Source organism: Nonomuraea helvata, assembly GCF_039535785.1.
Classification (GTDB): domain Bacteria; phylum Actinomycetota; class Actinomycetes; order Streptosporangiales; family Streptosporangiaceae; genus Nonomuraea; species Nonomuraea helvata.
Genome location: NZ_BAAAXV010000012.1, coordinates 376,986 through 401,488 on the forward strand (window position 1 = coordinate 376,986; position 24,503 = coordinate 401,488).

26 protein-coding genes and 1 pseudogene are annotated in these 24,503 nt (G+C 69.9%); 15 read left to right on the top strand and 12 right to left on the bottom strand.

Annotated elements, in window-relative coordinates; genetic code table 11:
• Positions 1-169 precede the first annotated feature (169 nt).
• Positions 170-712, bottom strand: coding sequence for a GNAT family N-acetyltransferase (locus ABD830_RS52015; RefSeq protein WP_345003054.1), 543 nt, complete (start codon positions 710-712; stop codon positions 170-172).
• A complete protein-coding gene (locus ABD830_RS52020) occupies positions 709-1,908 on the bottom strand; it encodes an MFS transporter (RefSeq protein ID WP_345003055.1) in 1,200 nt (399 codons plus the stop codon). Before ABD830_RS52020 ends, ABD830_RS52015 begins: the two co-directional genes overlap by 4 nt.
• A 90-nt stretch (positions 1,909-1,998) precedes the next feature.
• On the opposite strand from ABD830_RS52020, the gene ABD830_RS52025 reads away from it, so the two are divergent.
• From ABD830_RS52025 to ABD830_RS52045, 5 genes are all read left to right on the top strand, one after another.
• A complete protein-coding gene (locus tag ABD830_RS52025; protein ID WP_345003056.1) occupies positions 1,999-2,481 on the top strand; it encodes an RrF2 family transcriptional regulator in 483 nt (160 codons plus the stop codon).
• A 157-nt stretch (positions 2,482-2,638) separates the two neighbouring features.
• On the top strand, positions 2,639-3,589 hold the full coding sequence (locus ABD830_RS52030; RefSeq protein ID WP_345003057.1) for a helix-turn-helix transcriptional regulator: 951 nt from the start codon (positions 2,639-2,641) through the stop codon (positions 3,587-3,589).
• Between the two features lie 283 nt (positions 3,590-3,872).
• Positions 3,873-4,247, top strand: a complete 375-nt coding sequence (locus tag ABD830_RS52035) for an STAS domain-containing protein (protein WP_345003058.1) — start codon at positions 3,873-3,875, stop codon at positions 4,245-4,247.
• A gap of 46 nt (positions 4,248-4,293) precedes the next feature.
• A complete protein-coding gene (locus ABD830_RS52040; protein ID WP_345003059.1) occupies positions 4,294-4,791 on the top strand; it encodes an ATP-binding protein in 498 nt (165 codons plus the stop codon).
• Positions 4,792-5,427: 636 nt separating this feature from the next.
• Entirely contained in the window at positions 5,428-6,879 is a 1,452-nt protein-coding gene (locus tag ABD830_RS52045) for an amidase (protein ID WP_345003061.1), read from the top strand.
• 130 nt (positions 6,880-7,009) lie between these two features.
• Here ABD830_RS52045 and ABD830_RS52050 read toward each other — a convergent pair whose 3' ends face one another.
• The gene (locus ABD830_RS52050; RefSeq protein ID WP_345003062.1) at positions 7,010-7,999 is read right to left on the bottom strand and encodes a helix-turn-helix transcriptional regulator; all 990 of its coding nucleotides are present in this window, start codon (positions 7,997-7,999) and stop codon (positions 7,010-7,012) included.
• A 93-nt stretch (positions 8,000-8,092) separates the two neighbouring features.
• Here ABD830_RS52050 and ABD830_RS52055 point away from each other — a divergent pair, with 93 nt between their 5' ends.
• Genes ABD830_RS52055 through ABD830_RS52060 form a run of 3 tightly spaced genes read left to right on the top strand, consistent with a single transcriptional unit; the run spans position 8,093 to position 8,889 of the window.
• Positions 8,093-8,455: a VOC family protein gene (locus ABD830_RS52055; protein WP_345003063.1), complete on the top strand. Its 363-nt coding sequence runs from the start codon at positions 8,093-8,095 to the stop codon at positions 8,453-8,455.
• A complete protein-coding gene (locus ABD830_RS54560; protein ID WP_378520928.1) occupies positions 8,424-8,672 on the top strand; it encodes a hypothetical protein in 249 nt (82 codons plus the stop codon). The genes ABD830_RS52055 and ABD830_RS54560 overlap by 32 nt, the downstream gene beginning before the upstream one ends.
• On the top strand, positions 8,599-8,889 hold the full coding sequence (locus tag ABD830_RS52060) for a hypothetical protein (protein WP_345003064.1): 291 nt from the start codon (positions 8,599-8,601) through the stop codon (positions 8,887-8,889). Before ABD830_RS54560 ends, ABD830_RS52060 begins: the two co-directional genes overlap by 74 nt.
• On the opposite strand, the gene ABD830_RS52065 is transcribed toward ABD830_RS52060, so the two are convergent.
• On the bottom strand, positions 8,869-9,543 hold the full coding sequence (locus ABD830_RS52065; RefSeq protein ID WP_345003065.1) for a hypothetical protein: 675 nt from the start codon (positions 9,541-9,543) through the stop codon (positions 8,869-8,871). The two genes, ABD830_RS52060 and ABD830_RS52065, sit on opposite strands and share 21 nt — an antisense overlap.
• 93 nt (positions 9,544-9,636) lie before the next feature.
• Between ABD830_RS52065 and ABD830_RS52070 the strand changes: the two genes are divergently transcribed.
• On the top strand, positions 9,637-10,263 hold the full coding sequence (locus ABD830_RS52070) for a TetR/AcrR family transcriptional regulator (RefSeq protein WP_345003066.1): 627 nt from the start codon (positions 9,637-9,639) through the stop codon (positions 10,261-10,263).
• Between the two features lie 226 nt (positions 10,264-10,489).
• Positions 10,490-11,365, top strand: a complete 876-nt coding sequence (locus ABD830_RS52075) for a MurR/RpiR family transcriptional regulator (RefSeq protein ID WP_345003067.1) — start codon at positions 10,490-10,492, stop codon at positions 11,363-11,365.
• 491 nt (positions 11,366-11,856) lie between these two features.
• Here the strand turns inward: ABD830_RS52075 and ABD830_RS52080 are convergent, their stop codons facing one another.
• The gene (locus tag ABD830_RS52080) at positions 11,857-13,371 is read right to left on the bottom strand and encodes an alpha/beta fold hydrolase (RefSeq protein WP_345003068.1); all 1,515 of its coding nucleotides are present in this window, start codon (positions 13,369-13,371) and stop codon (positions 11,857-11,859) included.
• Positions 13,372-13,824: 453 nt separating this feature from the next.
• Complete coding sequence (locus tag ABD830_RS52085; RefSeq protein WP_345003069.1) at positions 13,825-14,451, bottom strand: TMEM175 family protein; 627 nt, start codon at positions 14,449-14,451, stop codon at positions 13,825-13,827.
• A 55-nt stretch (positions 14,452-14,506) separates the two neighbouring features.
• Here ABD830_RS52085 and ABD830_RS52090 point away from each other — a divergent pair, with 55 nt between their 5' ends.
• Together ABD830_RS52090 and ABD830_RS52095 are read left to right on the top strand one after the other, a co-directional pair.
• A complete protein-coding gene (locus ABD830_RS52090) occupies positions 14,507-14,902 on the top strand; it encodes a type 1 glutamine amidotransferase family protein (protein WP_345003070.1) in 396 nt (131 codons plus the stop codon).
• Between the two features lie 14 nt (positions 14,903-14,916).
• Positions 14,917-15,774, top strand: a complete 858-nt coding sequence (locus tag ABD830_RS52095) for an SMP-30/gluconolactonase/LRE family protein (protein ID WP_345003071.1) — start codon at positions 14,917-14,919, stop codon at positions 15,772-15,774.
• A gap of 127 nt (positions 15,775-15,901) precedes the next feature.
• On the opposite strand, the gene ABD830_RS52100 is transcribed toward ABD830_RS52095, so the two are convergent.
• The 3 genes and pseudogenes from ABD830_RS52100 to ABD830_RS52110 all read right to left on the bottom strand — a co-directional run.
• Positions 15,902-17,098: an FAD-dependent monooxygenase gene (locus ABD830_RS52100; protein WP_345003072.1), complete on the bottom strand. Its 1,197-nt coding sequence runs from the start codon at positions 17,096-17,098 to the stop codon at positions 15,902-15,904.
• A gap of 134 nt (positions 17,099-17,232) precedes the next feature.
• Positions 17,233-17,655: a GlxA family transcriptional regulator gene (locus ABD830_RS52105; protein WP_345003468.1), complete on the bottom strand. Its 423-nt coding sequence runs from the start codon at positions 17,653-17,655 to the stop codon at positions 17,233-17,235.
• Positions 17,656-17,709: 54 nt separating this feature from the next.
• Positions 17,710-17,916, bottom strand: a pseudogene (locus ABD830_RS52110) (DJ-1/PfpI family protein); the annotation flags it as partial.
• Between ABD830_RS52110 and ABD830_RS52115 the strand changes: the two are divergent.
• Entirely contained in the window at positions 17,836-18,636 is an 801-nt protein-coding gene (locus ABD830_RS52115; RefSeq protein WP_345003469.1) for a pyridoxal-dependent decarboxylase, read from the top strand. The pseudogene ABD830_RS52110 and the gene ABD830_RS52115 overlap by 81 nt on opposite strands.
• Here the strand turns inward: ABD830_RS52115 and ABD830_RS52120 are convergent.
• From ABD830_RS52120 to ABD830_RS52130, 3 genes are all read right to left on the bottom strand, one after another.
• A complete protein-coding gene (locus ABD830_RS52120; RefSeq protein WP_345003073.1) occupies positions 18,597-19,121 on the bottom strand; it encodes a pyridoxamine 5'-phosphate oxidase family protein in 525 nt (174 codons plus the stop codon). The two genes, ABD830_RS52115 and ABD830_RS52120, sit on opposite strands and share 40 nt — an antisense overlap.
• Positions 19,122-19,227: 106 nt before the next feature.
• The gene (locus tag ABD830_RS52125) at positions 19,228-21,489 is read right to left on the bottom strand and encodes an alpha/beta fold hydrolase (protein ID WP_345003074.1); all 2,262 of its coding nucleotides are present in this window, start codon (positions 21,487-21,489) and stop codon (positions 19,228-19,230) included.
• On the bottom strand, positions 21,486-22,439 hold the full coding sequence (locus ABD830_RS52130; protein WP_345003076.1) for an ABC transporter ATP-binding protein: 954 nt from the start codon (positions 22,437-22,439) through the stop codon (positions 21,486-21,488). Before ABD830_RS52130 ends, ABD830_RS52125 begins: the two co-directional genes overlap by 4 nt.
• A 165-nt stretch (positions 22,440-22,604) precedes the next feature.
• Here ABD830_RS52130 and ABD830_RS52135 point away from each other — a divergent pair, with 165 nt between their 5' ends.
• Both ABD830_RS52135 and ABD830_RS52140 read left to right on the top strand, forming a co-directional pair.
• The gene (locus ABD830_RS52135) at positions 22,605-23,831 is read left to right on the top strand and encodes a sensor histidine kinase (RefSeq protein WP_345003470.1); all 1,227 of its coding nucleotides are present in this window, start codon (positions 22,605-22,607) and stop codon (positions 23,829-23,831) included.
• Positions 23,816-24,487 carry a response regulator gene (locus tag ABD830_RS52140; protein ID WP_345003077.1) on the top strand — a complete coding sequence of 224 codons (672 nt, stop codon included), beginning with the start codon at positions 23,816-23,818 and terminating at the stop codon, positions 24,485-24,487. Before ABD830_RS52135 ends, ABD830_RS52140 begins: the two co-directional genes overlap by 16 nt.
• The last annotated feature ends 16 nt before the right edge of the window (positions 24,488-24,503 follow it).

A 24,503-nucleotide genomic window follows, 5' to 3' on the forward strand; every position in this document is an offset into this window, starting at 1 on the left:
GCTGTCTCTCCCCCTCCCGCTGCGCCGAGACCGGTCATCACATCCAGGACTTCGTGGTCATGTTCCTCCTCTTGGTGCTGACGGCGTTCGGCGGACCCCATCTCGCCGTCGCTCCGTCCGGAATGGCGGTCGGCATGGCCTTCATGGCCGCGTTGTCGCTCTGATGAGGTCAGAGCTGCTGGTGCTGCCGGACGCCGTCCTGAGACCGGATGAACACCACGACGTTCGTCGCAGGTCTGGTCAGACGCTGCCAGCCGAGCCGTTCGTACAGTCTGATCGCGTCCTGCGCCTGCGGCGCCGTCAGCAGCCAGCAGTCGGTCGCGTCCTCGCAGAGCAGGTCGAGGATGCGGCCCGCCAGGCCCTGACCGCGGGCGTGCGGGCTGACCGCGAGCTCGTCCACCTCCAACGCTCCCACCAGGCGCTTCTCCACTTGGCCGCCGAGCTCGAGGCGCACCCGGTCATAGGCGCGCCCCTCGGGGAAGGGGGCCTGCGTCGGCCATGCCGTGCCGAATCCCGCGGGGCTGCCGTCATGAGTGGCGAGCACCGCAGTGAAACCGGGGCGGCGTACGTCTGTGGTCAGCCGCTTGACGAAGTCGGCCGTGCCGTACCCGTCCTCGTACCAGGGCGGGCCGCTGAACGCGATGCGGTAGATCTCGATGAGTTCGGCGGACCGGGCGAGCGCCTCTTCGCCGGTGAGCCGTTCCAGCTTCATGCGTCGGCCTTGACGCGAAGGCGCGCGATGGGCGCGAGCATCAACAGGCCAAGGCCGCCCAGCAGGCCGAAGGCGAGCCGGAAGTCGCCCGTGGAGTCGCGTAGCGCGCCCACCAGGAGGGGGGCCAGCGCGGCGCAGGCGTAGCCGATGAAGAACGCCATCGCGCTGATGCGCCCGGCCTCCTGCGGGTCCCGGCCGGCCACCACGGGCAGGGTCAGCACGAGCGTGAACAGGCCGCCGTGCCCCACGCCCAGCGCCGCGATCCACAGCCACGCCGCCGTGCCCGGTGCGTACGCCAGTCCCAGGAATCCTGCGGCGGTCAGCGTCATCGTGAGCGCCAGGCCGACACGCTTGTCCAGGCGCTCCCCCAGCAGTGCCGGAACGGCCGGCATGGCGACGACCTGGATGGAGATCATCGCGGTCAGCATGACACCGGCCGCCGCGGCGCTGCGACCGGCGTCGTCATGCAGCAGCGGCACCACCCAAGCCAGCTCGCAGTAGTACAGAGCGGAGTTGACGGCCGACAGCGCGGTGATCTTCCAGGCCGTGCCGCTGCGCCAGGGCAGGCCCCGGGCCGCCGGTCCGGCAGGGGCACTGACGTCGTCGAGGCTGAGGGAGCCTCTGGCGGCCGCCCACAACGCGATGCCCACCAGCGCGAGCACCGCCCAGGAGGCCAGCGCTCCCGGCCAGGAGCCGACGGCGTCGGCCAGCGGCGCACTTGCCCCGGCCGCGACCGCGCCGCCCAGGCCCAGTCCGGCCGTGTAGAGGCCGGTGACCAGTCCGGCGTGCGCGGCGAAGCGCGTCTTGACCACGGCGGGCAGCAGCGTCTGGGCGATCGCGATCCCCGTGCCGACGATCGCCGCGCTGCTCAGCTGCAGCCAGGTGGATCCGCCTAACAGGCGGGCCGCCGTGGCGACGGCGATGACCACGAGCCCGAGCAGCACGCCGCGCTGCAGCCCGTACCTGCGGCCCACGTACGCGCCGAGGGGTGCGCACAACCCCATGGCCAGCGTCGGGATGGTGGTCAGCAGTGACACTCCCGTCGCCGACAGGTGCAGGTCGCCGCGGATGCGGTCCACCAGCGGCGAGACGGCGGCGATGGCCGGTCGCAGGTTCGCCGCGGCGGCGAACAGCGCGACGACCGCCGCCCCCAAGGGCACGCGGGTGGCAGGCGAGGGATCTTCTGTGTACGTCATGAGCATCCCGGAAAGTTGATCTCGGATGATTTATATCCGAGTTGTATCACAACTCGGATAGCGCATGTCCGCGATGAGTAAGGTGGGGGCATGAGGATGTCGAACGGCGTGGAGTGGGCCCTGCACAGCTGCGTCACGCTCAGCCAGACCCAGGAGCCGGTGCCGGCGGCACGGCTGGCCGAGTTGCACGGCACTCCCCCGGCGTACACGGCCAAGCACCTGCAAGCGCTGTCGCGGGCCGGCATCGTGCACTCCACCGCGGGCCAGATCGGCGGTTACACCCTCACCAGACCTGCCTCGGAGATCAGCGCGCTGGAGGTGGTCCGGGCCGTCGACGGGGACGAGCCGGCCTACCGATGTGCCGAGATCAGACAGCGGGGGCCGCTCGGCATCCCCGCCGAACGATGCTCGCGACCATGCGCCATCGCCCGGGCCATGGCGGCCGCCCAGGACGCCTGGTCGCTCGCGCTCGCCCGCATCTCCGTCGCGGACCTGGCCGCCGCGATCGACGCCGACAGCGACGGCACCGCGATGGCCGACGTCCGCCGCTGGCTGACCACCGCCGCTGGCTGACCACCGCCCGGGAATGAAAGACAGAGCCTCGGGACTTCAGGGAGCGGCGATGCCGCATGTGGCCGCGGTATGGTCGGCCCATCAGGCACCTTGCCCCGGCGCCCGTACGCGAGACTCGCGGGTGTGGCAGCGGGTCTGGCGGCGATCGGAGGATGCCATGGAGCCGTTGACCTTCGACAGCAATGATCTGGGGAAGACCGAGGAGTTCCTCAGCAAGGCCTACGCCAAGATGCGCATCGGCTCCGACATCGACCGCCCGCGGACCAGGATCTCGCGTCAGAGCATGGGAACGGTGAGCGTCGACCGGCTGGACCTCGAATACGCCATGAGCTACGACGTGAACCCGCTCGGCAAAGTATGCCTGTGCACGGTGGAGTCCGGGTCCATCGTCCAGCAGGTCGCGGGCGGCGAGCAGGACGTGTTCGGGCCGGGGGACGCGGTGTTGTTCGCGCCCCCGGACCTGCCCTACGCCGGTGAGATCCGCCGCTCGCGCTACAACATCGTCATGTTCGACCCGGAGCTGTTGCAGCAGGTGGCCGGCACCCTTCCGGGTCGCCGGCCGGAACCGGTACGGCTGCTGGGACACCGGCCTGTCTCCGCCGCCACCGGCCGGCATCTCCAGCGCACCATCGCCTACCTGCGCGACGATGTCCTGGCCGATCCGGAGCTGGCCGGCGAACCTCTCCTGGTCTCCACCGCCGGGCAACTGCTGGCCGCGAGCGTGCTGGCGGCCCTGCCCAGCAACGCCGGCACCGAGGCCACCGCCATGGACCGTCACGACGCCCATCCCCAGATGCTGCGCCGCGCGCTCGCCTTCATCGACGAGCACGCCGACATGCCCATGGGCATCGCCGAGATCGCCACCGCGGCCCGGGTCAGCGCTCGCGCCCTGCAGTACGCCTTCCGCCGGCACCTGAACACCACCCCGCTGGGCCACCTGCGCCAGGTCCGGCTGGCCCGAGCGCACGACGAGCTGAAGATCAGCGATCCGGCCGCCACCACGGTGGCCGCGATCGGGGCCCGCTGGGGCTTCTTCCACCCGGGGCGTTTCGCCCTTTCCTACAGAGCAGCCTACGGGTGCGCGCCCAGCGACACCCTGCACGCCTGAGCCGAACCGCGTCACCACCGCTGAGCGGAGCCTGACGCATCGTCCGGTTGCCCAAGCACAGGGTGACGCCGGCCGCTCCCCAGCCGACCGATTTCGTTTACTGGACAGCGGTGAGGACAATTCTTCGTCTGGTGTGCTGGTCGGCGACGACGGCGGGGACAAGAGTGTGAGGGCGGCAACCGATCGGCGGCATGGAGAAGCGAGGGTGATGGGTGACCCCGGGCTGGAAGAGATCCGCAGGACTGAGTCCAGGCTCAGGCTTCGGACACAGCAGCGGCGCGCTATGTCGCCCCTGAACCTGACCTGCCGGGAGCTGCCCGGCGGCGTGCTGATCACTGTGACAGGCGAGCTCGACGCCACCAACGCCGACCGGCTGGAGTCCTACGCCGAGCAGCATCACCGGCCCGGCCTGGGCATGATCCTCGACCTGGGCGAGCTGACCTTCCTGGACAGCCGCGGCTTGCATGTGCTGCTCCGGCTGAACACCTCCGTACACGACCAGGGCGGCATCCTCCGCCTGGCCGCCGTGCGAGGCAGGCCCGCGCGCCTCCTGCAGATCACCGGCGTGTGGCCGATCCTGGTCATCCATCCCGATGCCGAGCAGGCCGCCGCCGCGATGCGGTGTTTAACGATCGACCAGCCGGAAAAAGAGTCGTGAGCTCGCATTCCTTCCTCCTATTGTCGGCCGGCGGGCTCGGAGATCAATGACTTTCGAGCTGCGCTGCCCCATCAGCCCCGACCTGCGCTACATCCGCGAACTGGTGCGCATCCACGGCGAGCACCACGGACTGAACGGCGAGCAACTGGAGGGCCTGGTACTGGCGGTCAACGAGGCCGTCACCAACGTGCTCGACCACGGCGGGAAGGCCGGCCGGGTCACCGCGCGCGGCCACGAGCACGGCGTCATCATCGAGATCCTCGACATCGGCGGCCGGTTGACCCCGGAGCACCTGGCCGCCGCCACGGTGGACCCGACCGGCTCGCGCGGGTTCGGCCTGTGGGTGATCCAGCGTCTGTGTGACGACGTCACCCTGGAGCGCACCGCTTCTGGCTCGGTGCTGAGCCTGTACTTCCGCGGCCGTCCCGCCGCCCTGCTCCCGCTTGAGCACCGCGCCGGGCGAAAGAGCGGGCGCGGGGCTACCGGACCCACCGCGCCCGGGTTCACGCCGGCACGGCGGCGACCGGCACGGTCCACCTCATAGAGCCGGTCCAGCCGAGATACGGGTAGTACCGGCCATGGGTGGATCTTGAAGACGCCGGTTTGAGGGCACCTGCCGGCCTCGGGGCGGGGCGGGTCACGACCACCCCTTCGCCCGCGCCGGCCGCATCGCCGCCGAGCAGGACGCGGCTCCCGTGGCCGAGCCGTGCACGGGCTGGCGTTCGTTGCGCGAGTTGGGACTGACGCCCTGAGCCGTCCCCGGCGAGAGCCTCGGTCTGCGGTGATGGCCGATGCGGCGCGCCGGGTGCATGAGCCGGCCGCGCCCGCTTCCAAGGCCGCCTGACCCTCAGCCACCTCGATAGAACAAATTTAAAATGAGTTACCCCGTTTACTGGACAATCCCCGCGCACTGTGGCCAGCGGTCCGAGCGAATAGTCGGCGGCCGGCGAGAAACGGGATGAGCATGGAGACATCTATCTCGTTGCGCGAAGCTGAATTTCATGCCCTTGCCAGTGGGGTCGACCCGCCATCGACCATGCTGACCTGGGGCGGGACATTTTAGGCGGCAGAATGAGTGCGCGACTTCGGCCCAGCGAAGGTAGCCGTTTAGGTTTTTCCGGCGCATGCGGGCGACTTGTGTGGGGACGAGCGTCTGCCGCAGGCCGTTAGAGTCAAATTTATGGAATGGAATTTTCAGGCGGCCGAAGAACTCGCGGCCGCCTTGCGTGCCGGTGAAGTGAGCTCGGTGGAACTGACCGACGCGGCGATCGCCCGTATCGAGCGGGACGACAAGGTGATCAACGCGATTTGCGTGCCGGACTTCGACCGTGCGCGGGCCGCCGCGCACGCTGCCGACCAGGCGCGCGCCCGCGGCGAGGACCGGCCGCTGCTGGGTATTCCGGTGACGGTCAAGGAGTCCTACAACATCGCCGGGCTGCCCACAACCTGGGGCATGCCGCCGCAGGCGAACTTCATGCCGGCCGAGGACGCGGTACAGGTGTCGCGGCTGAAGGCCGCGGGCGCGGTGGTGCTCGGTAAGACCAATGTGCCGGTGGGGCTGCAAGACATCCAGAGCTTCAACGAGATCTACGGCACCACCAACAACCCGTGGGATCACGGTCGCACGTCGGGTGGGTCCTCGGGCGGATCAGCGGCGGCTCTGGCGTGCGGCTTCGGCGCGCTGTCCATCGGCTCCGACCTCGCCGGCTCGTTGCGCACCCCCGCGCATTTCTGCGGCGTCTACGCGCACAAGCCGACGCTCGGGCTGGCGGCGACCCGTGGCATGGTCGCGCCGCCGGCGCCGCCGTTGCCGGTCGACCTCGACCTCGCCGTCGTCGGTCCGATGGCGCGCACTGCCCGCGACCTCACGCTCCTGCTCGACATCATGGCCGGACCGGACCCGCTGACGCACGGCGTGGCGTACGACGTGACGCTGCCGCCCGCGCGCCACGAGCGGCTCTGCGACTTCCGAGTCCTGGTCCTCGAGGAGCATCCGCTCATCCCGACCGGGTCCGCCGTGCGGGCGGGCGTGAACCGGGTGGCCGACGCGCTTGTCGACGGCGGCGCCCGCGTCGAACGGCACAGTCCGCTGCTGCCCGATCTGAGCGAAGCCGCGACGCTCTACATGCAGTTGCTGATTTCGGGGTCCGTTGCGCGTTTTCCCATCGAATCGCACGAGCAGCTGCGGACCCGCGTCGCCGGACTGAGCGCGGACGACCAGAGCCTTGACGCCGTGCGGCTGCGCGCCATGCTGTTCAGCCACCTCGACTGGATGGAGGCGAACAACCGCCGAGAGGTCCACCGTCACGGCTGGCGGCAGCTGTTCGCCGAGTTCGACGCCGTGGTTTGCCCGATCACGCCGACGCCCGCGTTCCCGCACGACCACGACCCCAATCCGTTGGCACGGCGCATCGACATCGACGGCGTCGAGTTCCCGTACTTCGACCAGCTCGTCTGGGCCGGCCTGGCCACCATGCCCGGCCTGCCCGCCACCGCCATACCAGCGGGTCGGTCCCCCGAGGGCCTGCCGGTGGGAGTGCAGCTCATCGGTCCGATGTTCGAGGACCGCACCCCGCTGCGGCTGGCCGAACTGCTCGAGCAGAAGATCGGCGGCTTCCACGCACCGAAATAGCGCTTAGGAAATCCACGGTGCCGGCCATCCGGCGCCGGCACCCCCTCGATGATGCCGCCATCGCGCCCTGCGCCGGCCATCGGCAGCGGACGGGCTAGATGTGCCATCTCATGACATTGGTTCCTCGCTGTCAGGCTTGGCGGGCGTGGGACGCGAGGCGGTCGGCGAGCGCGGTGACGAGGTCGCGCAGTTCGTCGGGGCGCTCGATGACGAACGGGCGGTCGAGTGCGGCGAGTGCCGGAGGCAACCAGTCGAGCCGCTCCGCCCGTAGTTCGACGCGCAGCCAGCGCTCGGCCGCCCGGTCCTGGTCTGCCGTGGGCTCGTGCTCCTCCAGGCTGGCGACGCTGGCGGGAAGGCGGGCGCGGATCTGCTCAACTGTCCCGTGGATCCGCAAGGTCACCTCATGCCGGTACTCAGCCGTGGCGAACCCTGACAACACGCGCTGTGCCGGATCGGGACCCATGGGCGCCTCGAATGAGCCGGGCAAGGTCCTCGCGTCGGCGATGCGATCGAGCCGGAAGGTTCGGTCCTCGCCGATGTCGGGGTCCTTGCCCGTGACGTACCACCGGCCCGCATGGGCGACGATCCCGTACGTGTGCAGCGTGCGTTCGCTGCGCCGCCCGTCGCGGTCGGTGTAGCGGATCGAGACCGGTCGGCGGTGGCGCACCGCATCGGCGATGGTGAGCAGGACCCCGGCGTCCGGGGTGGCGGACTCACCGGGCTGATCCGTGAAGGCGAGGGCTTCCAGGAGCGTGTCCAGCCGGCGGGCGACGTGCTTGGGCAGCACCCGCCGGATCTTGGCCGAGGCCGTCTCGCTTGCCGTGTGCTGCGTCGTCGTCAGCCCTGCTCGGCGGCCGGCGACCAGGCCGAGCAGCACGGCCAGCGCCTCGTCGTCGCTGAGCATGAGCGGAGGCAGACGGTAGCCGGGGGCGAGCCGGTACCCGCCGTAGCGGCCGCGTACCGATTCCACAGGCACGTCCAGGTCGATCAGTTGGTCCACATATCGCCGCACGGTGCGCCCTTCGACGCCGAGCCGGTCGGCGAGTTCGGCCACTGTCCGGGTGCCGCCCGACTGCAGCAGCTCCAGGAGTGTCAGCACGCGGCCGGTGGGTCGGGGCATGTTCGCAGCCTAACGCGAATAGTGGACCGATTCTGTCCACTATTTCTCCTAGTCTGCGACGTGCACGCCTTCATCACAGCCAAGGAGATCCCCATGGACTTCGTCTCGATCCGCATCATCACCAGCGACGTCGCGCGCCTCGTCGAGTTCTACGAGCGAGCCACAGGGGTGCGGGCGATGTGGGCCACCGAGGACTTCGCCGAACTCAAGACCCCCAAGGCCGCCCTCGCGATCGCCGGCACCCGCACCGTCCCGCTGTTCGCCCCGGGCTCTGCCCACCCGGCGGACAACCGCAGCGTGATCATCGAGTTCCGCGTCGACGACGTGGACCGCGTTCACCAGAACCTGACCGGCTTCGTCACCGAACCCACCACGATGCCCTGGGGCGTGGTACGCCCGCTGGCGCGCGCACGGCGAGAACGACCTGCTCGACCACTCCTCCCGTCCCGCCAGTAACCCGGCCCGCATTGCCGAGGACATCGCTGACCTGGTGGAGGCATTGCGGCGGCAGACCGAGCACGGGCCCGCGCGGCTCGCCGCCGACCTTCAGCGGTTGCACGGGGTCACGGTCGCGCAGGCGACTGTCCACTCTGGCCAAGGTGCTCACCGTGCCGGCCGCCCGGTCCGGGGTGGAACGCGAATACATCCGCGACCGCACTCTGGAAGGCCATGAGAGCGCCCACAAGAACGGCAAGGTCATCAGGGGCGCCACGGTCATCGACCCTGCCATGCTGTCCATGGCCGTGCACCTGCGCGAGCAGGACCTCAGTCTTCGCGAGATCGCCGCCCGCCTCGTCATCACCCAAGGCACCAAGAAGGGCCGGCACCCGCCACCTTCTCCGCCTTCGGGGCGTTTTGCGAACCCGGCTCTAGGCGGTGGGTCGCGATGATCGTCTGGCTGCGGAGCGCATCCATCGGCGGGCCGCCCAGACGAGGATGGCGAGAGCGAAGCCGTACACGGCGACCAGGCCGTGGCCGTTGTCCTGCAGGAACCACATCGCCAGCCCGAGCACGGGGACGCCGGTGGCCAGGACCTGCTCCTTCCTGATCCTGGTGCGGGTCAGCAGAGCCAGGGCCAGACTCGCACCGAGGAAGTAGGTGGCGCCGGAGCTTCCGGCGAAGTCGCGGGGATCGGTGCTGGGGCCTCCCAGCCCGAGCAGGACGTCGAGATGTTCCGGAAGCAGGACGCCCGCGAGAAAGAGGACGACGGTCAGCCGGCCGCCCCAGAACCACTGGGCGAGCGCGGCGACGGCGGCGAGAGTGGCGATGTTCCAGACAGCGCCGGCGACGCCGCCGTTCTGCATGAAGACCGAGGTGAACACCCGCCACCAGCCGGTCTTGGCGGGATCGTGGTCGAGCGCGGCCATGGCCCCCGCCCAGTACAGCTGCAGGACGACCCCGGCCAGAGCCAGTGTGGTCAGGCCCACCGCGACCCACGGGACGGGACGCCCGCGCACCGAGCCACGCCCGACCGCGCCGAACCCGCTGTTGATCATCATCACCATCAACGCGGCCGTGGTCGCGTAGAACAGCAGCCCGTCCATGGCGCTCACCTTTTCCAACAGTGTTCGAAACCGCTGTCGTCGACGCTAGCACACGATTCAAACAGCGTTCAAAAACTGGGGTACGGTAGGGTCATGAAGCTCAACAAGGAGCGGATCGTCGACGCCGGCATGGCCACGTTCGCCGAGGTCGGATACCACGGCCTGTCCATGCGCCAGGTGGCGGAACGGCTCGGCGCGCACGCGGGCAGCCTGTATTACCACGTACGCAGCAAGAACGAGCTGCTCGCGATGATGGCCGACCGCGTCTGTCAGCAGGCCTATGACGCCGGCACCGCCGCCCTCGCCGCCCTTCCGTCCCCATCCACTTGGCAGGACGAGATCGAGGTCCAGGCCACCGCGCTGCGCGGCAGCATCCGGCAGCACCCCGGCGGCGCCATCCTGCTCGCCGACAGTCCCGGAATGCTCAGCCCCGGCGCACTGTCCCTCCTGGAACGCCTCCTGCGGACCCTCGCGGCGGCCGGCGTCCCCGCCGAGCACCGCCTCATCGCCGCCGACACCCTCCTCAGCCATGTCACCGGGTTCGTCCTGCAGGAGCAGGGCACGTCCCCAACGCCGGACGTCACCCCGGCGACCTATGCCGACCTGCGGGAACGCTTTCCGCGCGTCTTCGCGGAGACTCCGCCCCCGGGCCAGGACGAGAAGTTCCGGCGCAGCATCCGTCTCCTGTGCGTGGCCTTCGACGCCCTCATCAAGAGCTGAGCCTCGGCGGGGCTCCTCACGTGGGAGGGGATTCACTGTCTTGCAGAGAATTTTTCTTCCCGTACGAAGCTCCCAAAAGGAAGCCCATCCATGTCAGGAACAGGCTCATGCCCGGTAGCGTGAGGGTTCGCTGAGTCATTGAGGTCGGCCGCGGATGAAGAATAATTCTCCACTGAGAGGAGCTGGTATGTCACCCAATCCCCCGCGGGGCGACGTCATACACCGGATGCGTGAGTTGTTGCCCACGATGCCGGAGGCTCAGCGGTCGCTGGCCGAGCTGGTGCTGGCTGATCCGGCCGCCGCGGCGCGGATGACCATTGTGGAGCTGTCGGAGCAGTGCGGGGTGTCCACGGGCACGATCACCAGGCTCTGTCGTGCTCTGGGCGTGGACGGCTATTCGGCGCTGCGCATCGCGCTGGCCTCCGACAGTGGGCGGGCCGATGTCCGGGGCACCTGGGCCGCTCACGTAGGCACGGAGCTGACCGAGGGCGACGACATCCGCCATGTCGCCAACGTCATCTCGGCCAACATCGGACATGTCGTCGCCGAGGCGCTCGCCAACCTCGACCTGCCCACGGTCGAGCGGGCGGCCGGCGTCCTGGCTGCCGCACGCCGCGCGATGATCTACGGAATCGGCGGGAGCGGGGCGACAGCCCTGGAGTTCCAGCAACGGCTGTACCAGATCGGCGTGCCCGCCTGGATCCACACGGATGTGCACGTCGCGCTGACCGGCGCCGCGCTGATGGGACGCGGCGACGCCGTCGTCGCCATCTCACACAGCGGGCGCACGCAAGAGGTGCGCGACCTGGTCGCGGAGGCTCGGTCGCACGGCGCGACGACGATCGCCATCACCAACGACGTGGCCTCCCCCGTCGCCGACCGGTCCGAGCTGGTGCTCGCGACCGGGGTGCGCGAGCTGGGCTTCAGCACCGAGACGATCCTCGCCCGGCACGCCCAACTGGCGGTGCTGGACGTGCTGTACATAGCCATCGCGCAGCGTACGTACGAGCAGACCAGGGAGGCGATAGCCATCACGACGGAAGCGGTGCGCTCCCACCAGATCGGCAAGGCCGACCGCACCGCCTCCGGGAGTGCGGTCTAGCCCGCCTTCGCCAGGGATCATTCGGGCATGGTGCCCAGAATGCGGCCGCGGCAGCCGGCAACGGCGTGGAGACAGTCTGGTCCTGCACCATCAAGACGCGTACGGTCCGTCAGCTTTCCTGCCGGTGGGGTTCCGTGAGGTCGGCGCGCTTTGCGCCGTAAGCCCGGAACACCGCGACGGCCGCGCCTACGCGGTCGGACCGGGTCTCGGGCAGGGTGACATCGCGGGCCGGGCAGCGGCCGGAGAAGAGCAGGCCGCGCGTGGTGGCGTAGCCGGTTATTCCGGTCGGCGAGCTCCACCTCGCGCTGCCACCTGACCGGCGCGCTGATCACGAGCCGACAGGCATCCTCGCCGTACATGGTCCTGGGCGGAAAGGACCGCGGCCAACCGGCCGTCGCCCAGCGCGCTCACGCGCAGGACCCGCTCCCCGTATCCATCGCATTGACGAAAGCCGTGCCCGACGAGAAGCGGGCACGGCTCGCGCTACGAGGTCACGATCTCACCCAGCCGGGGAGGCCGGGGATGGGGCCGGGGAGCGGCTTGTACGTGGAAACCTTGGACTGGGTGGGTGGGATGGCGGGGCATCTGGCGCCCTCGGCCGGGAGCTGGAGGGAGACCAGGTAGCGGTCGATGCCGTTGACGGCGCACTGGCCATGGTCGTAGATGCGGTGGCCCCAGCCTTCGTAGGTGAACAGCCTTCCCGCGCGGCCGAGCTGCTGGGCTGTGCTCACTGCCCAGTTGTAGCCGGTGGCGGGGTCGTGCAGGGCGTTGGCCACCAGGACCGTGGGGCTGTACACGCGCAGGCGGTGCTGAGGGTTGGGGATTGGGGCCCGCTGTCCCAGGCACGCGGCCATCGTGGCGAGGGCCTCAGGACCGGCCCGCATGTCGGGAGCGATGCGGCGGGAACTCGCCAGGTGCGCCGCGTATTCGTCATAGTTGCGAACCGGCAGCAGATAGTCCAGGCAGAAGACCTGAGTCGCGTCGTTGACGACCTCCTGGTCGGGCAGAGGTGTGAGCAGCGATTTCGCCTCGCCCTCGCCGCTGTCGACCGCCACCAGGAACTCGGCCAGGTCGGCCCAGTCGGGGCCGAAGAACGCACCCGTGGCCTCATAGATGAGCAGCAGCTTGGTGAGGGGAGTGTCCGGCTGGCCCGGATAGTGCAGTTCGCCGCGATCAGCGCGCGTCAGCAGGTTGGCCCAGAAGGTACGGATGTTCTTGCCGTGCAGGGCGCACGACGCGGTCTTGTCGCACCATTTCACGAACTCGTTGAAGGAGTCCTGGGTCGTCCATGCCTGGGTGTCCAGGAAGCCCCTGGTGCCCAGGCTGTGGTCCATGTTGCTGTCGAGCGCCAGGGCACGGACCCGGTTGGGGAAACGCTCGGCGTAGATCTGGCCGATCAGTGTGCCGTAGGAGATGGCGTAGAAGGAGAGCTTGTCGTCGCCGAGAGCCTGGCGCATGGTGTCCAGGTCGCGCACGACGCTGCCGGTGTCCACGTGGTCGAACAGCGGGCCGGTGCGGGCTCGACAGTCCTGCTTGTACCGTTCGTTGAAAGCCAGCAGCCGCTCGAAGTCGGCCTGGCTCTTCAGGAACGGATCGGGCGCCTGCGAGGCCAGTTCCTGCGAACACTGGATGGGATGGCTGCCTGCCACCCCGCGCGGGTCGAAGCCCACGATGTCGAACCGGCTGGTGATCTCCGAGGAGAAGGGGAGCCGGTCACGCAGCACTATCTGCTTGCCCGAGCCGCCAGGACCGCCGGGATTGACGACCAGCGAGCCGATCCTCGCCGAAGGGTTGGTGGCCTTGCGCCGCGCCAGCGCCAGCTGGATCTTCTCGCCACCGGGGTTGCCCCAGTCGAGGGGTACGGTCAGCGTCCCGCAATCGACCGCTGGATCTTCCGTACATGGCTGCCACGAGATCGCCGTCGTGCTCGCCCCAGCCGGCGCCATGGGCGCGAGCGGGACGGTGAGCGCGAATAAAGAAGCCAGGAGCGCGATGTGTCTTCGCACAGAGCATCCAATCGTCGGAGATTTGATCATTGGTCGAACAACGCATCAAGCGCGCGACGAACGGGGCCGGGATACTGCGCGGGCAGATTGCACCAGGCGCGTGGAGGCGTTCAGCGACTTCCCGTTCGAGGCGTCAGGGTCGTCGTCGCTCGTGATGGCGGCCTTGCCAATGTCTGTCTCGGGCTTGGGCCGCAGGACCCCCGCGACGTGACGGAAGCCGTTCTGTTTCATACGGGCGACGACGATCGACTGAAACCTATGCGGTTTTGTCCAACTTGCCGTTTGCGGTCGCTGTCGTGGCAGGGCACGGTACGGCCACAGCAAGAGTTGATCTCTTGATCATATGAGTGACCATACTCCGTTCAACAGAATATAGTCAATTCGCTCTGTACGGGACGGGCGCACGGGCCGAAGAGTTCCTCATCCCGACGGTGAACCCGAGAAGCCGGCCTTTCACCCTCCGGCAGTCACCGTGGGGCGCTCCCCGGCCTGTCGCCTGGGGCGCATGTCGAACATGTAGAAGACGAGCAGCAACACGTAGAACCCGAGGGCACCTATCGCGCTGAATGCGCCGATGACGGTAGCGACGAGATAGAGCACCGGCCCCATGCCCCAGCGAAATCGCAACGCGCGCGCCTCGGCCGGGGTGATGTGCCCGCCGAGGTGGCGGTGCCCTGACGAGGAGTACCACCACACGGCGTTGTAGAAGATGCCGCCGATCACCAGCACGAGTCCGTAGAAGACGGCGGCCATCTGGGTGCCGTGGTCAGCGTGCAGCGCCTCGGCCAGCACATGCGTGGGAAACGGCAGGAAGGCGACATCCATCAGGAGAAGCACGTTGAGGGCCAGCAGCAGGCCGTCGGTCCGGTGGATGAAATGGAACATCCGATGGTGGTTCATCCAGATCATCCCCACCAGCAGGAACGTCACCACGTAGGCGAGGTACGACGGCCACAGGCCGAGCAGCGCACCCCCGAGGTCCTCCTCCCAGCCTTCGGGCAACCGGATCTCGAGCACCAGCAGGGTGATCGCGATGGCGAACACGCCATCGCTGAACGCCTCCAGGCGCCCGGTACTCATCACAGAAGAGTCATCGCTCACGCCGCGTATCGTAGCGATGGGGCAAAGTCGTCAAATGACGGGCAGGTCCGTCTACCTCCCGGGCGGTCACGGCCCCATGGAGGACCTGTGCGTCGACGCCGACGCCGGCCGGTTGCTGACCGAGGCGCTCGCCTCCGGCAAGCCTCTCGCCCTCGTCTGCCACGCCCCCGCCGCGATGCTGGCGACCAGGATCCACGGCGTATCGCCCTTCGCCGGCTACACCGCCCGGCCCCGCCACGCCTCAACCGCGCGAGCGCCTCCCCAGCGGCGTCTTGCTGATGCTCCATTGCTGCGCGGGCGACGCCTCACCGAAGCTGCTGCCGGGCGGCAGCGGCAGGTCGATGATCTGGCGCCTGATCGCCCGGTAGGCCTGGCTGGTGCGGTCGAGGTCGGCTTCTTCCCTGCCGACCAGCGGCAGCGCGGGAGGTGAGACATCCTGCTGGTATGCGGATTCTCAAAGCCTTCGATCACAGCGCCGGCGAGATGCCGGAGAACATCGTGGTACTCGCGGACGGCACGATCTGTGCGACGCTGCTGATGGCGGGTGCCGTCTGGTTGTCCGGCAGTGAGCCGGAACAAGTGGTCCCGGAGCCGGCCGACGCGCTCGTGGTCGGCCTCGCCTCGGATGCCGAGGACCGGCTGTACGCCGCCGTGCGGAGCGCGACCGGCACCGTTGCGGGAATCTGGCGGCGCGAGGGTCCCCGTCGTTGGGTTCGATTCGCCGCCTCGGAAACCCGGGCGGGGCTCAACGGCATCACCTTCGCCGATGACGGCACGCTGTTCGCGGCGGACTCCGTCCACGGTGAGATCCTCTGCTGCGCCCCTGGCGATGACACACTACGGCTCTGGCTCGCCGACAAGCGTCTGGCGCCCGTGTCGCCGGACGACGCGGTGTCGTCCACGGGCGTGAACGGGCTCAAGGTCTGGGACGGCGCCCTATGGGCGACCAACACGGCCCAGGGCACCGTCCTGCGGATCGGCATCGACGCGGGACGCCCAGGCCAGGTGGAACAGATGTACTCCGGCATACCCGCCGACGACTTCGCCTTCGACAGCTCGGGCACGCTCTACCTTGCCGTCCACCCGCGCAACACCGTTCTGCGCATCACCCCGGACGGCGCCATGACCACCCTCGCGACCGAGGCCGACGGCCTCGACGGCCCGAGCGCGATCGCCGTCATCGACGACGGGCTCCTCGTGACCAGCCTGGGAATGCTCGGCTCGCGTCATGACCCCAACATCGCGCGTCTCAGCCTGGACGTCGCCGCTCCCGCACTGCCCCGTCCGCGAATGCCCCGCTGACACCCCGAATCGACGGAGCTGCCCTCCGAGCCCCAGCTCATCCCGTTCATCGGTTACCCGCGCACGCTGAACGCGCTGCGTGTGCTCGGCGAGGTCACCCTTCCCGAGCACACACCATCACGTCCGTTCAGCTCAGCAGGGGTTCGGTGTCCACGTCATACGTGTAGAGCCAGGCGCTGTGCCGGAGGAAGTCCCCGTCGCGCAGCCCGGCGTCGCGCTCGCGTTGCGCGGGCCCGTCCGGCATGTGGTTGTACTCCGCCCGGCCCCGGCTCATCAGCTGCACCCGGCTGGCGCGCGGCCGGCGGGTCGCCTCGTACGACAGCAGCGCCTTCGGCACCGAGTCGCGGTCGGCCTCGCGCAGGCAGCGGGCGAGGACGGCGCCGTCCTCGATCGCCTGCCCGGCCCCCTGGGCGAAGAACGGCAGCATCGCGTGCGCGGCGTCGCCGAGCAGGGTGACGCGGCCGCTCGTCCACCGCTCGAGTGGACTGCGGTCGTAGAGCGCCCACCGTTTCGTGCTCGGAGCGGCGGCGATCAGCTGTCGTACGTTCTCGTCCCAGGTCGCGAACTCGCGGGCGAAGTCGGACAGATCCCCGTCCGCCGTCCACGACTCGAGCAGCCACTCGTCGGACGGCACGACGGCGACGACGTTCACCAGCTTCCCGCCCGACACGGGATAGTGCACGAGGTGCCGCGCAGGGCCGAGCCAGAGCGACTGAACCGGCCGCCGTGCGTACTCGGGTGCCTTCTCGACGGGTATCAGCGCGCGGAAGGCGCTCAGCTGGCAGAAGTGCGGCTCCACCTCGGTCACGATCAACGGTCTGACGGTCGAATGGATGCCGTCGGCTCCGATCACCACGTCGGCGCGCACCTTGGTCTCGCCGCCCGTCCGATGCGTGAAGGTCAGCTCCACCTCCGCGTCGTCCTGATCGAGCGCCACCAGGCGGTGATCGAGGTGGACGACCTCAGGGGGCAGCGCGCTCTGGAACATGGCATGCAGGTCCGCACGGTGCGCGGTGTGCAGGTTGGCGCCGTACATCTGCTCGCACGCCTCTCCCAACGGCTGCGAGAAGAGGACCTCTCCGTCCTCCCACCGCCGGTACTCCCACGCCGCCTCCAGCCAGACGGCGCACCGGGCGAGAGCGTCGCCCAGACCGAGCCGGTTGATCAGCCGGACCATGTTCGGCGCGATCATCACCCCGGCACCGACCTCGCGCAGCACCGGCGCCTGCTCGTACACGACGGCGTCCACGCCGGCCCGGCGCAGATGAATCGCCGCCGCCAGCCCGCCGAGTCCGCCACCCACGACCGCCACCCGCAAGCCCATGGCTCTCCCTTGATCTTCCCCCAAATCCGACCCTCATTGTGTACGAACGCCCGCTCTGGCGCGACTCGTGGGGATAAATAACACCCCTATCACCGTTACCGTAAGTCCGAATATCCGCCCGGGAAATCTCACTCTCACGGCCTCGTGCGCGAGGGCACAGATCCCCCGCCCTGGAAAGTGCGCCGATAGGCGGCGGGGGTGGCGCCGACGAGCTTGGTGAAATGCGGGCGAAGCCCGTTTCCCGTGCCGAATCCCGCGCGTTCGGCGACGGCGTCCACGGGCAGGCGGGTGGTCTCCAGAAGCTCGCGCGCCCTGGCGATGCGCTGCTGGGTGAGCCATCGGATGGGAGTGAGCCCCATCTCCTGCTGGAAGCGGCGGCCGAAGGTTCTGGTGCTCATCCGGGCCCGCTCGGTGAGCAGCGGGATGGTGAGAGGCTCGTGCAGGCGTTCCAGCGCCCAGTCCAGCACCGGCGCCAGGCCCGTGTCCCTGGCCGGGACCGGCGGGGTGGGCGACACGTACTGCTCCTGATCCCCCTCCCGGTGCGGTGAGATGACCATCCGGCGGCCCGCCTCGGCGGCCACGGCGGCGCCGAAATCCCGGCGGACGATATGCAGGCACAGGTCGATGCCCGCGGCGGTCCCCGCGCTGGTGAGGATGTCTCCCTCGTCGACGTAGAGCGCCCGCTGGTCGACACTGACCCGCGGATAGCGTTTCTGGAGTTCGTCCGCGTGCATCCAGTGCGTGGCGGCCCTGCGGCCGTCAAGCAGGCCCGCGGCCGCCAGGACGAAGGCGCCGGAGCACAGGGCGGCGATCCGCGCTCCCCTGCTGGCCGCCGAGAGTCACCTCGCCTGGCTCAAGATCGCGCACATGACGGGGCTCGGCCGCGAAGCCGTACGACTCGTGCCGGTGGATGGGCGCATCGGCTCGACCCGCGGAGATTGCGCGAGATGTACGAGGCCGACCTAGCCGCGGGCCTGGAGCCCTTCCTGCTGGTCGGCACCGCGGGCACGACGGCGGGCGGTGTGCTCGACCGGCTGCCCGAACTGGCCGCCCTGGCCCGGCAGTGGGGCGTGCACTTCCACGTCGATGCCGCATGGGCGGGCGCGGTCGCGCTCTCCGACCGCACCCCGCACGCCCGGGCGCTGGCGGAGAGCTTCCGGGTGGCCACCTCCTACATGCCGGCGGAAAGCGGTGAGCTTCCCGATCCGTACGTCACCAGCGTGCAGTGGTCGCGCCGCTTCGCGGGGTTGAAGGTGTTCCTCGCGCTGGCCATCGCCGGTCGGCCGGGAGCTCAGCACGGCCTGGCACGCCGCCGCCGTCCATCACGTGGTCAGCAGCGGGCAGGCGTGGGTCAGCACCGTACAGCCGGCCGGGCGTCCCGCCATCCGCCTCTGCCTGACCAGCCATCGCACCACCGAGGACGACGTCGAGGCCGTGGTGACCGCCCTCGGACAGGCCCGCAAGCATCGCTGACGACCGGTGTCGCCCGTGCCGCCGATCAGGAAGCCGAGGTGAGCTTCGCGAGATCGGGGGCGTAGACGGTCATCCACTGCGGATGCAGCCGGTAGTAGACCACGTCGTTGTCCCAGTCGAAGGAGTCGTCACCGTAGAAGTCCTTGAAGTAGGCGAGCAGGTCCGGCCAGTCCGCGGCCGGCTCGCCGTCCTGGGGGTTGAGGATCTCCACCTTGCCGTGGGTGAACACGCCCAGGTCCTCACCGCGCATGTGCGCGACGCTGGCGGCGGGGCGGGCGGCGAGATGGCGGGCCTTGGCGGCGTCGCGTGCCGTGCCGAAGTGCCACTTGCCGTGCAGGAAGTGCCCGTCCGCGCCGCTGATCCGTGGCTCGCCCTTCGCCGTCACGGTTGACAGGGCGAGGGTGCACATGCCGGTGAGGACGTGGGTGAGCTGCTCTGCGGTCAGGGTGCGCTCGGCGTTGATGATCGAACGGAGGTGCGAGGTGGAGCCGGAGAGGGAGGCGTCAAGAAGGGCCTGCAGCTCTTTGAGATCTTCTGGTGTTTCCTGCATTGAGGGCCTTATCTGTTCGTAGGGGCACGTCCGCCAGTGATGCCGGCCGGTGAAGCCATGCTTGCCCCAAAACCCGACACCGTCTGTCATATTTCTACGCCGGTGTTCACCCGGTGGCCTGGCAGGTGGTGCCCGGCGGCGGGAGCCTCAGGCTCGTCAGGTAGCGGTTGACGTGGGCAGTGATGCAGCCGCCCTTGCCGTAGATGTAGAGCATGTGGCCGTGCCCCTCGTACCGGACGCTCGACGAACCCGGCACGTGGCGGATGATGTCGGCGACCTCGTCGTGGTCCGTCCAGCTCCCGATCCCCAGGAACGGCACCAGCCCACGGGTGGGCAGCGGCGCCGGCGGGTTGGTGACGGGAGCGGGCCAGCCGACGCAGGCCAGCGGCCACCACGCCCGCTGCCCCGCTAAGTTCGGCGACAGCTCTTGCGCCCTCCGCAGCGCCTTGCGGTAGGCGGCGTAGCTCCCGTACCCCTTGCCGTCCAGGCAGTGCGTCATGTTCTGCCCGACGAGCGAGGGGAGCTTGGGGCTGCCCGAGGCCTGCCGGACGTAGTCGGCGAACCCGGAGGCGTCGCCATCGGCGGCCTTCTTGATCGCGTCGGCCAGCTGGACCCAGCGCGGGACGTCAGGTTCCTGGCCGGGCGAGGTGAAACTGGGCGCAGCGGCGACCTTCAGGTCGAACCCGGTGTAAGCGGCTCCGGATGGATCGTTCTTCACCGGCACCGGTGAGCGGTCCGCGGCGGTCACCAGCCTGCGCCACACCTGGCCGGCGTCCTGGCCGTGCAGGGCGCAGGCCGTGGCCGAACGGCACCAGGCGGCGAACCGCTCCATCTGCTGCTCAGCCCGCGCGTACATGCGGGGCTCGCCGGCGGCGGGGTCCTCGAGGTGGCCCACGGTGCCGTCCATGACCATGGCGCGGATTCGGGAGGGGAACAGACGGGCGTAGGCCGCTGCGGGCGTTCCACCGTAGGAGTTGGCGAGGAAGCTGAGCTGTCGCTCGCCCAGGGCGACGCGGACGGCCTCGATGTCCCGGGCGACGGAGGCCGAGTCCATGTGGTCGAAGAACTCCGGGTCGGCGGCGCGGCACCGCTGCGCGTGTTCGCGGTTCGCCCGTCCAAGTGCGGCGTACTCGGCACGGTTGGCCGGCAGGGTGATCGACGGGCCGGTGGCGAGACACTCGTACGGCAGCACGCCGCCGGGCTTGACGGTGTTGCGCGGGGCGAAGCTGATCACGTCGAAGCGGTCACGCAGCTGGACGAACCTGCCGTAGAACTGCTTCAGGTCGTCGATGCCCGACGCGCCGGGCCCGCCGGGGACGGAGAGGACCGTGCCGATCCGGCGTTCCGCGCCGGAGGCGGGCAGCATGCCGACCGGGATGGTGATCTTCCGCCCACCCGGCGTCTTCCAGTCGAGGGGCACCTGGACGGAGGTGCACCGCATGTCCCGAGGGGCGTCCTTGTCGTCGCACGGCCGCCAGGCCAGGGAGGACGGGCCGGTGTCCGCCGAGTCGCCGGCGGCGGGCACCGCCACCAGGCCTGTCAGGAGCGTCGCGGCGACGCCGACGGCCATGACCTTGATCTTGTGTCCCTTCAGCGCGGTGACCGCCGCGCCCGCCGTCAGCGCGGCGGCGACGCAGGCGACGAGCAGCGCGGTCGCCGCCGGTGGCGACAGCAGGCCGCCGCCCACCCCGGCGATCTGAGCCGGCAGATTCGCGATCATGTACGAGCCGACCTGCGCCCGCAGCGGCGACGGCAGGGCCTGGGCGACGACCGGGAGTACCAGGAAGATCATGACGAGCGCGACCAGACTCCCGGGAGTGGAGCGGAGCGCCGCACCCACCCCCAACCCGATCAGCGCCGCAGCCGCCATGGACAGCCCGGCGACCACCACCGAGGCGAGCACCCCCGGGTCCGAGAGCGGAGTCCCCAGGGTCCCTCCGTCGAGCAGCAGCTGACCGGCGCGCTCGCCGAGCATGGCCTGGGCGGCCAGGTGCATGGCGAACGCCAGCAGCTGACCGGCGGCCAAGGCGACGGCGGCCAGACCGGGGATCTTGGCGAACAGGAACAGCTGCCGCCGCGGCACCGCCACCAGGCTCGTGCGGATCATCCCGGTGGAATACTCGGAAGTGATCGTGAGCGCGCCCAACGTGCCGAACACGAAGTAGGCGACCGGCAGCCCGGTGCCCAGCCCGTTCCCGTTGCTGGTGTAACGCAGCCGCTCCTCCGCCGTCTGATGGTCCGACCCCCGGACCATCAGGTACGCCACTCCCGCGCAGACCAGCACGGCGAGCAGGGAGACGGCCAGCAGGTAGGCGTTCGAGCGCAGCGAGCGGAGCTTGTGCCACTCGGAGGCGACAGCGTCCATCATCGGGCCACCTCCGCGGTGGCGGGGCGGCTGCCGTACTCGACGCTGTCCGCGGTGAGCTCCATGAACGCCTCCTCCAGTGAGGCGCTGCGCGGCGTCAGCTCCCGCAGCGCGATTCCGGCCCGCAGCGCCAGATCGCCGATCCCGGCGGCGTCCAGGCCCCGCACTGACAGGCCGCCGTCCCCGGGCCTGTCGGGCGTCGTCGGGTCCACGTGTTCTGCGGTCACGGTCGCGCCGTGCGCGCGCAGGATCTCTGCCAGTCGTTCGGAACGCGTCGCGCGCACCAGCACGTCACGCTGGAAGCGTTCGGCGAGCGCGTCCGTGGTCGTGTCGGAGATCAGCCGGCCGCGTCCGATGACGACGACGTGGTCGGCGGTGAGCGCCAGCTCGTTCATCAGATGGCTGGACAGCAGGACAGTGCGGTCCTGGGCCGCCAGCGAGCGCAGCAGGTCGCGGATCCAGCGGATGCCCTCCGGGTCCAGCCCGTTCAGCGGCTCGTCGAACATCAGCACCGGCGGGTCGCCGAGCAGCGCTGCCGCGATGCCCAGCCGCTGCTTCATGCCGAGGGAGAATCCGCTGATCCGCCGGTCCGCGACGTCCTCCAGGCCGACCTGGTCGAGGACCGCGGCCACCCGCCGCGGACCGATGCCGTTGCTGCGTGCCAGGCAGCCGAGATGGGCGCGGGCCGTGCGGCCGCCGTGCACCGCCCCGGCATCGAGCAGCGCCCCCATCGTGTGCATGGGTCGGCGCAGCGACGCGTAGGGGCGCCCGTCCACCAGCGCCGCGCCCGCGGCGGGGATCTCCAGCCCGAGTACCGCCCGCATGGTGGTGGACTTGCCGGCGCCGTTCGGGCCCAGGAACCCGGTCACCAGGCCCGGTTTCACCGTGAAGGTCAGGTCGTCCACGGCGAGCGTGCCGCCGTACCGCATGGTCAGTCCCCTCACTTCGATCACGTCTCACCCTCATTCGCCTGTCTGATCGAGCCCGGCCAGCCTCGCGGTCCGCAGCCTCGGCCTCCATGGGTGCGGCCCCACCGGGCGGGTGGGAAATCGCCACCCTCGGGGGTAGGTCCGGCCCTACCGCCTTACTCCTCACTGACAGGGCAAACTGCATCTGTGATGGGGATACGACCCGCGACCGGCGGGCCGACGCGGAAGGCGGCGACCGGTCTGGCGGCGTACGCGCTGAACGGGGTGACCGGCCTGGCGCTGAACGCGGTCACCGGTCTGGCGGCGCTGGTGCTGCTCGTCCTGGTGCTGGCGAGCGTCGCCCTGGTGCCTGTGGCCGGTCTCGGGCTGGCGCCGCTCGCCCGCGTGCTCGTCCTCGTCCGCCGCCTGGCCGGGTTCCAGCGCCGCTGGGCAGGTCAGGTGCTCGGCCTGGACAGCGACCCCGGCCACTCGTACGAGACCGGCAGCAGGCGGCGGGCCGGTCTGGCGTCGGCGCTGCGCCACCCCGGCACCTGGCGCGAGCTGGGCTGGCTGGCCCTGCACGGCGTCACGGGCCCCGCCCCCGTGGTGGCGGTGTGGGCGATGCTGTCCGCTCTGCACTACGTCTGGTTCCGGCTGAATCCGATGGAGACGAGCAGGCTGAACACCTTCGCCCTCAGCTTGTCCATCGTGGCCATCGCGGTGGTCGTTCTCATCGCCGTCCCCCTGTTCCGTGGCGGCCAGGCGCGGCTGGCGCGACGGCTGCTGGACGCGGGCCCCGCACCGGATGCGCGGATTCGGGAGCTGACCGCGTCCCGGGCCGCGGTGGTCGACGCGCGCGCGGCCGAGTTACGCCGTATCGAACGCGACCTGCACGACGGCGCGCAGGCCAAGCTGATCGCCATCCGCATGCACCTGGGGCTGGCCCGCGGCTCCCGCGACCCCGACGAGATAGTGCGAATGATCGACGAGGCGAGGGACGTCGCCGGCCAGGCTCTGACGGACCTGCGCGACCTCGTGCGCGGCATTCATCCCCCGGTACTGGCCGACCGGGGCCTGGACGGCGCCATCGAGGCGTCCGCGCTGCTCTGCCCGATGCCGGTCGATCTCGACCTCCACCTGCCCGGCCGACCGCAGCCGCCTGTGGAGTCCGCCGTGTACTTCGCCGCGGCCGAGGCACTGGCCAACGTGGCCAAGCACAGCGGCGCCTCCCGTGCATGGGTACGGCTGCGGCACACCGCCGGCGTGCTGCGCCTGACCGTGGGCGACGACGGTCACGGTACGGTACGCCGCGACGGGGGCACCGGCGTGCGCGGCATCGAGGACCGTCTGTCCGCGTTCGACGGCTCGCTCACCATCAGCAGCCCTCCGGGCGGCCCGACCGAACTGACCATGGAGGTTCCGTGCGCGTTGTCATAGCCGAGGATCTGGCGCTCCTGCGGGACGGGCTGGTCCGCCTGCTGACAGCGAACGGCTTCACTGTGGTGGAGGCGGTGGACAACGGCCCCATGCTGCTGGCGGCGCTGGTCCGGCACCGCCCGGACGTGTCCGTGATCGACGTACGGCTGCCGCCCGGCTTCGCCGACGAGGGGCTGCGCGCCGCGCTGGAGGCGCGCGCCCAGGTTCCGGGGCTGCCCGTGCTGATCCTGTCGCAGTACGTGGAGCAGCTGTACGCGAGGGAACTGCTGTCCGACCGTTCCGGCGGGGTGGGTTACCTGCTGAAGGACCGGGTGGGCGACGTCGACCGCTTCGTCGACGCGGTACGCCAGGTCGCCGAGGGCGGGACGGCGATGGATCCGGAGGTGGTCTCGCAGCTGCTCACCCGCCACGGCAGGGACGAACCGCTGGCCGCGCTGACCCCCCGGGAGCGGGAGGTGCTCTCGCTCATGGCCGAGGGGATGTCCAACCTGGCCATCGCCGCCCGCTTCCAGGTCACCGACAAGGCAGTCGGCAAGCACACGAACAACATCTTCGCCAAGCTCGACCTTCCTCCGTCCGACGATCACAACCGGCGCGTGATGGCGGTCCTGACCTATCTCCAGGCCACGCCCGCACCTCCAAGATCACCGATATAGGGATCGTCGGTGGCGG

Bases quoted from the DNA above. Each gene is read 5' to 3' on its own strand.
- ABD830_RS52015 (WP_345003054.1), bottom strand. From the start codon at position 712: ATGAAGCTGGAACGGCTCACCGGCGAAGAGGCGCTCGCCCGGTCCGCC.
- ABD830_RS52020 (WP_345003055.1), bottom strand. From the start codon at position 1,908: ATGACGTACACAGAAGATCCCTCGCCTGCCACCCGCGTGCCCTTGGGG.
- ABD830_RS52025 (WP_345003056.1), top strand. From the start codon at position 1,999: ATGAGGATGTCGAACGGCGTGGAGTGGGCCCTGCACAGCTGCGTCACG.
- ABD830_RS52030 (WP_345003057.1), top strand. From the start codon at position 2,639: ATGGAGCCGTTGACCTTCGACAGCAATGATCTGGGGAAGACCGAGGAG.
- ABD830_RS52035 (WP_345003058.1), top strand. From the start codon at position 3,873: ATGTCGCCCCTGAACCTGACCTGCCGGGAGCTGCCCGGCGGCGTGCTG.
- ABD830_RS52040 (WP_345003059.1), top strand. From the start codon at position 4,294: ATGACTTTCGAGCTGCGCTGCCCCATCAGCCCCGACCTGCGCTACATC.
- ABD830_RS52045 (WP_345003061.1), top strand. From the start codon at position 5,428: ATGGAATGGAATTTTCAGGCGGCCGAAGAACTCGCGGCCGCCTTGCGT.
- ABD830_RS52050 (WP_345003062.1), bottom strand. From the start codon at position 7,999: ATGCCCCGACCCACCGGCCGCGTGCTGACACTCCTGGAGCTGCTGCAG.
- ABD830_RS52055 (WP_345003063.1), top strand. From the start codon at position 8,093: ATGGACTTCGTCTCGATCCGCATCATCACCAGCGACGTCGCGCGCCTC.
- ABD830_RS52065 (WP_345003065.1), bottom strand. From the start codon at position 9,543: ATGGACGGGCTGCTGTTCTACGCGACCACGGCCGCGTTGATGGTGATG.
- ABD830_RS52070 (WP_345003066.1), top strand. From the start codon at position 9,637: ATGAAGCTCAACAAGGAGCGGATCGTCGACGCCGGCATGGCCACGTTC.
- ABD830_RS52075 (WP_345003067.1), top strand. From the start codon at position 10,490: ATGCGTGAGTTGTTGCCCACGATGCCGGAGGCTCAGCGGTCGCTGGCC.
- ABD830_RS52085 (WP_345003069.1), bottom strand. From the start codon at position 14,451: ATGAGTACCGGGCGCCTGGAGGCGTTCAGCGATGGCGTGTTCGCCATC.
- ABD830_RS52090 (WP_345003070.1), top strand. From the start codon at position 14,507: ATGACGGGCAGGTCCGTCTACCTCCCGGGCGGTCACGGCCCCATGGAG.
- ABD830_RS52095 (WP_345003071.1), top strand. From the start codon at position 14,917: ATGCGGATTCTCAAAGCCTTCGATCACAGCGCCGGCGAGATGCCGGAG.
- ABD830_RS52100 (WP_345003072.1), bottom strand. From the start codon at position 17,098: ATGGGCTTGCGGGTGGCGGTCGTGGGTGGCGGACTCGGCGGGCTGGCG.
- ABD830_RS52105 (WP_345003468.1), bottom strand. From the start codon at position 17,655: ATGGTCATCTCACCGCACCGGGAGGGGGATCAGGAGCAGTACGTGTCG.
- ABD830_RS52120 (WP_345003073.1), bottom strand. From the start codon at position 19,121: ATGCAGGAAACACCAGAAGATCTCAAAGAGCTGCAGGCCCTTCTTGAC.
- ABD830_RS52125 (WP_345003074.1), bottom strand. From the start codon at position 21,489: ATGATGGACGCTGTCGCCTCCGAGTGGCACAAGCTCCGCTCGCTGCGC.
- ABD830_RS52135 (WP_345003470.1), top strand. From the start codon at position 22,605: ATGGGGATACGACCCGCGACCGGCGGGCCGACGCGGAAGGCGGCGACC.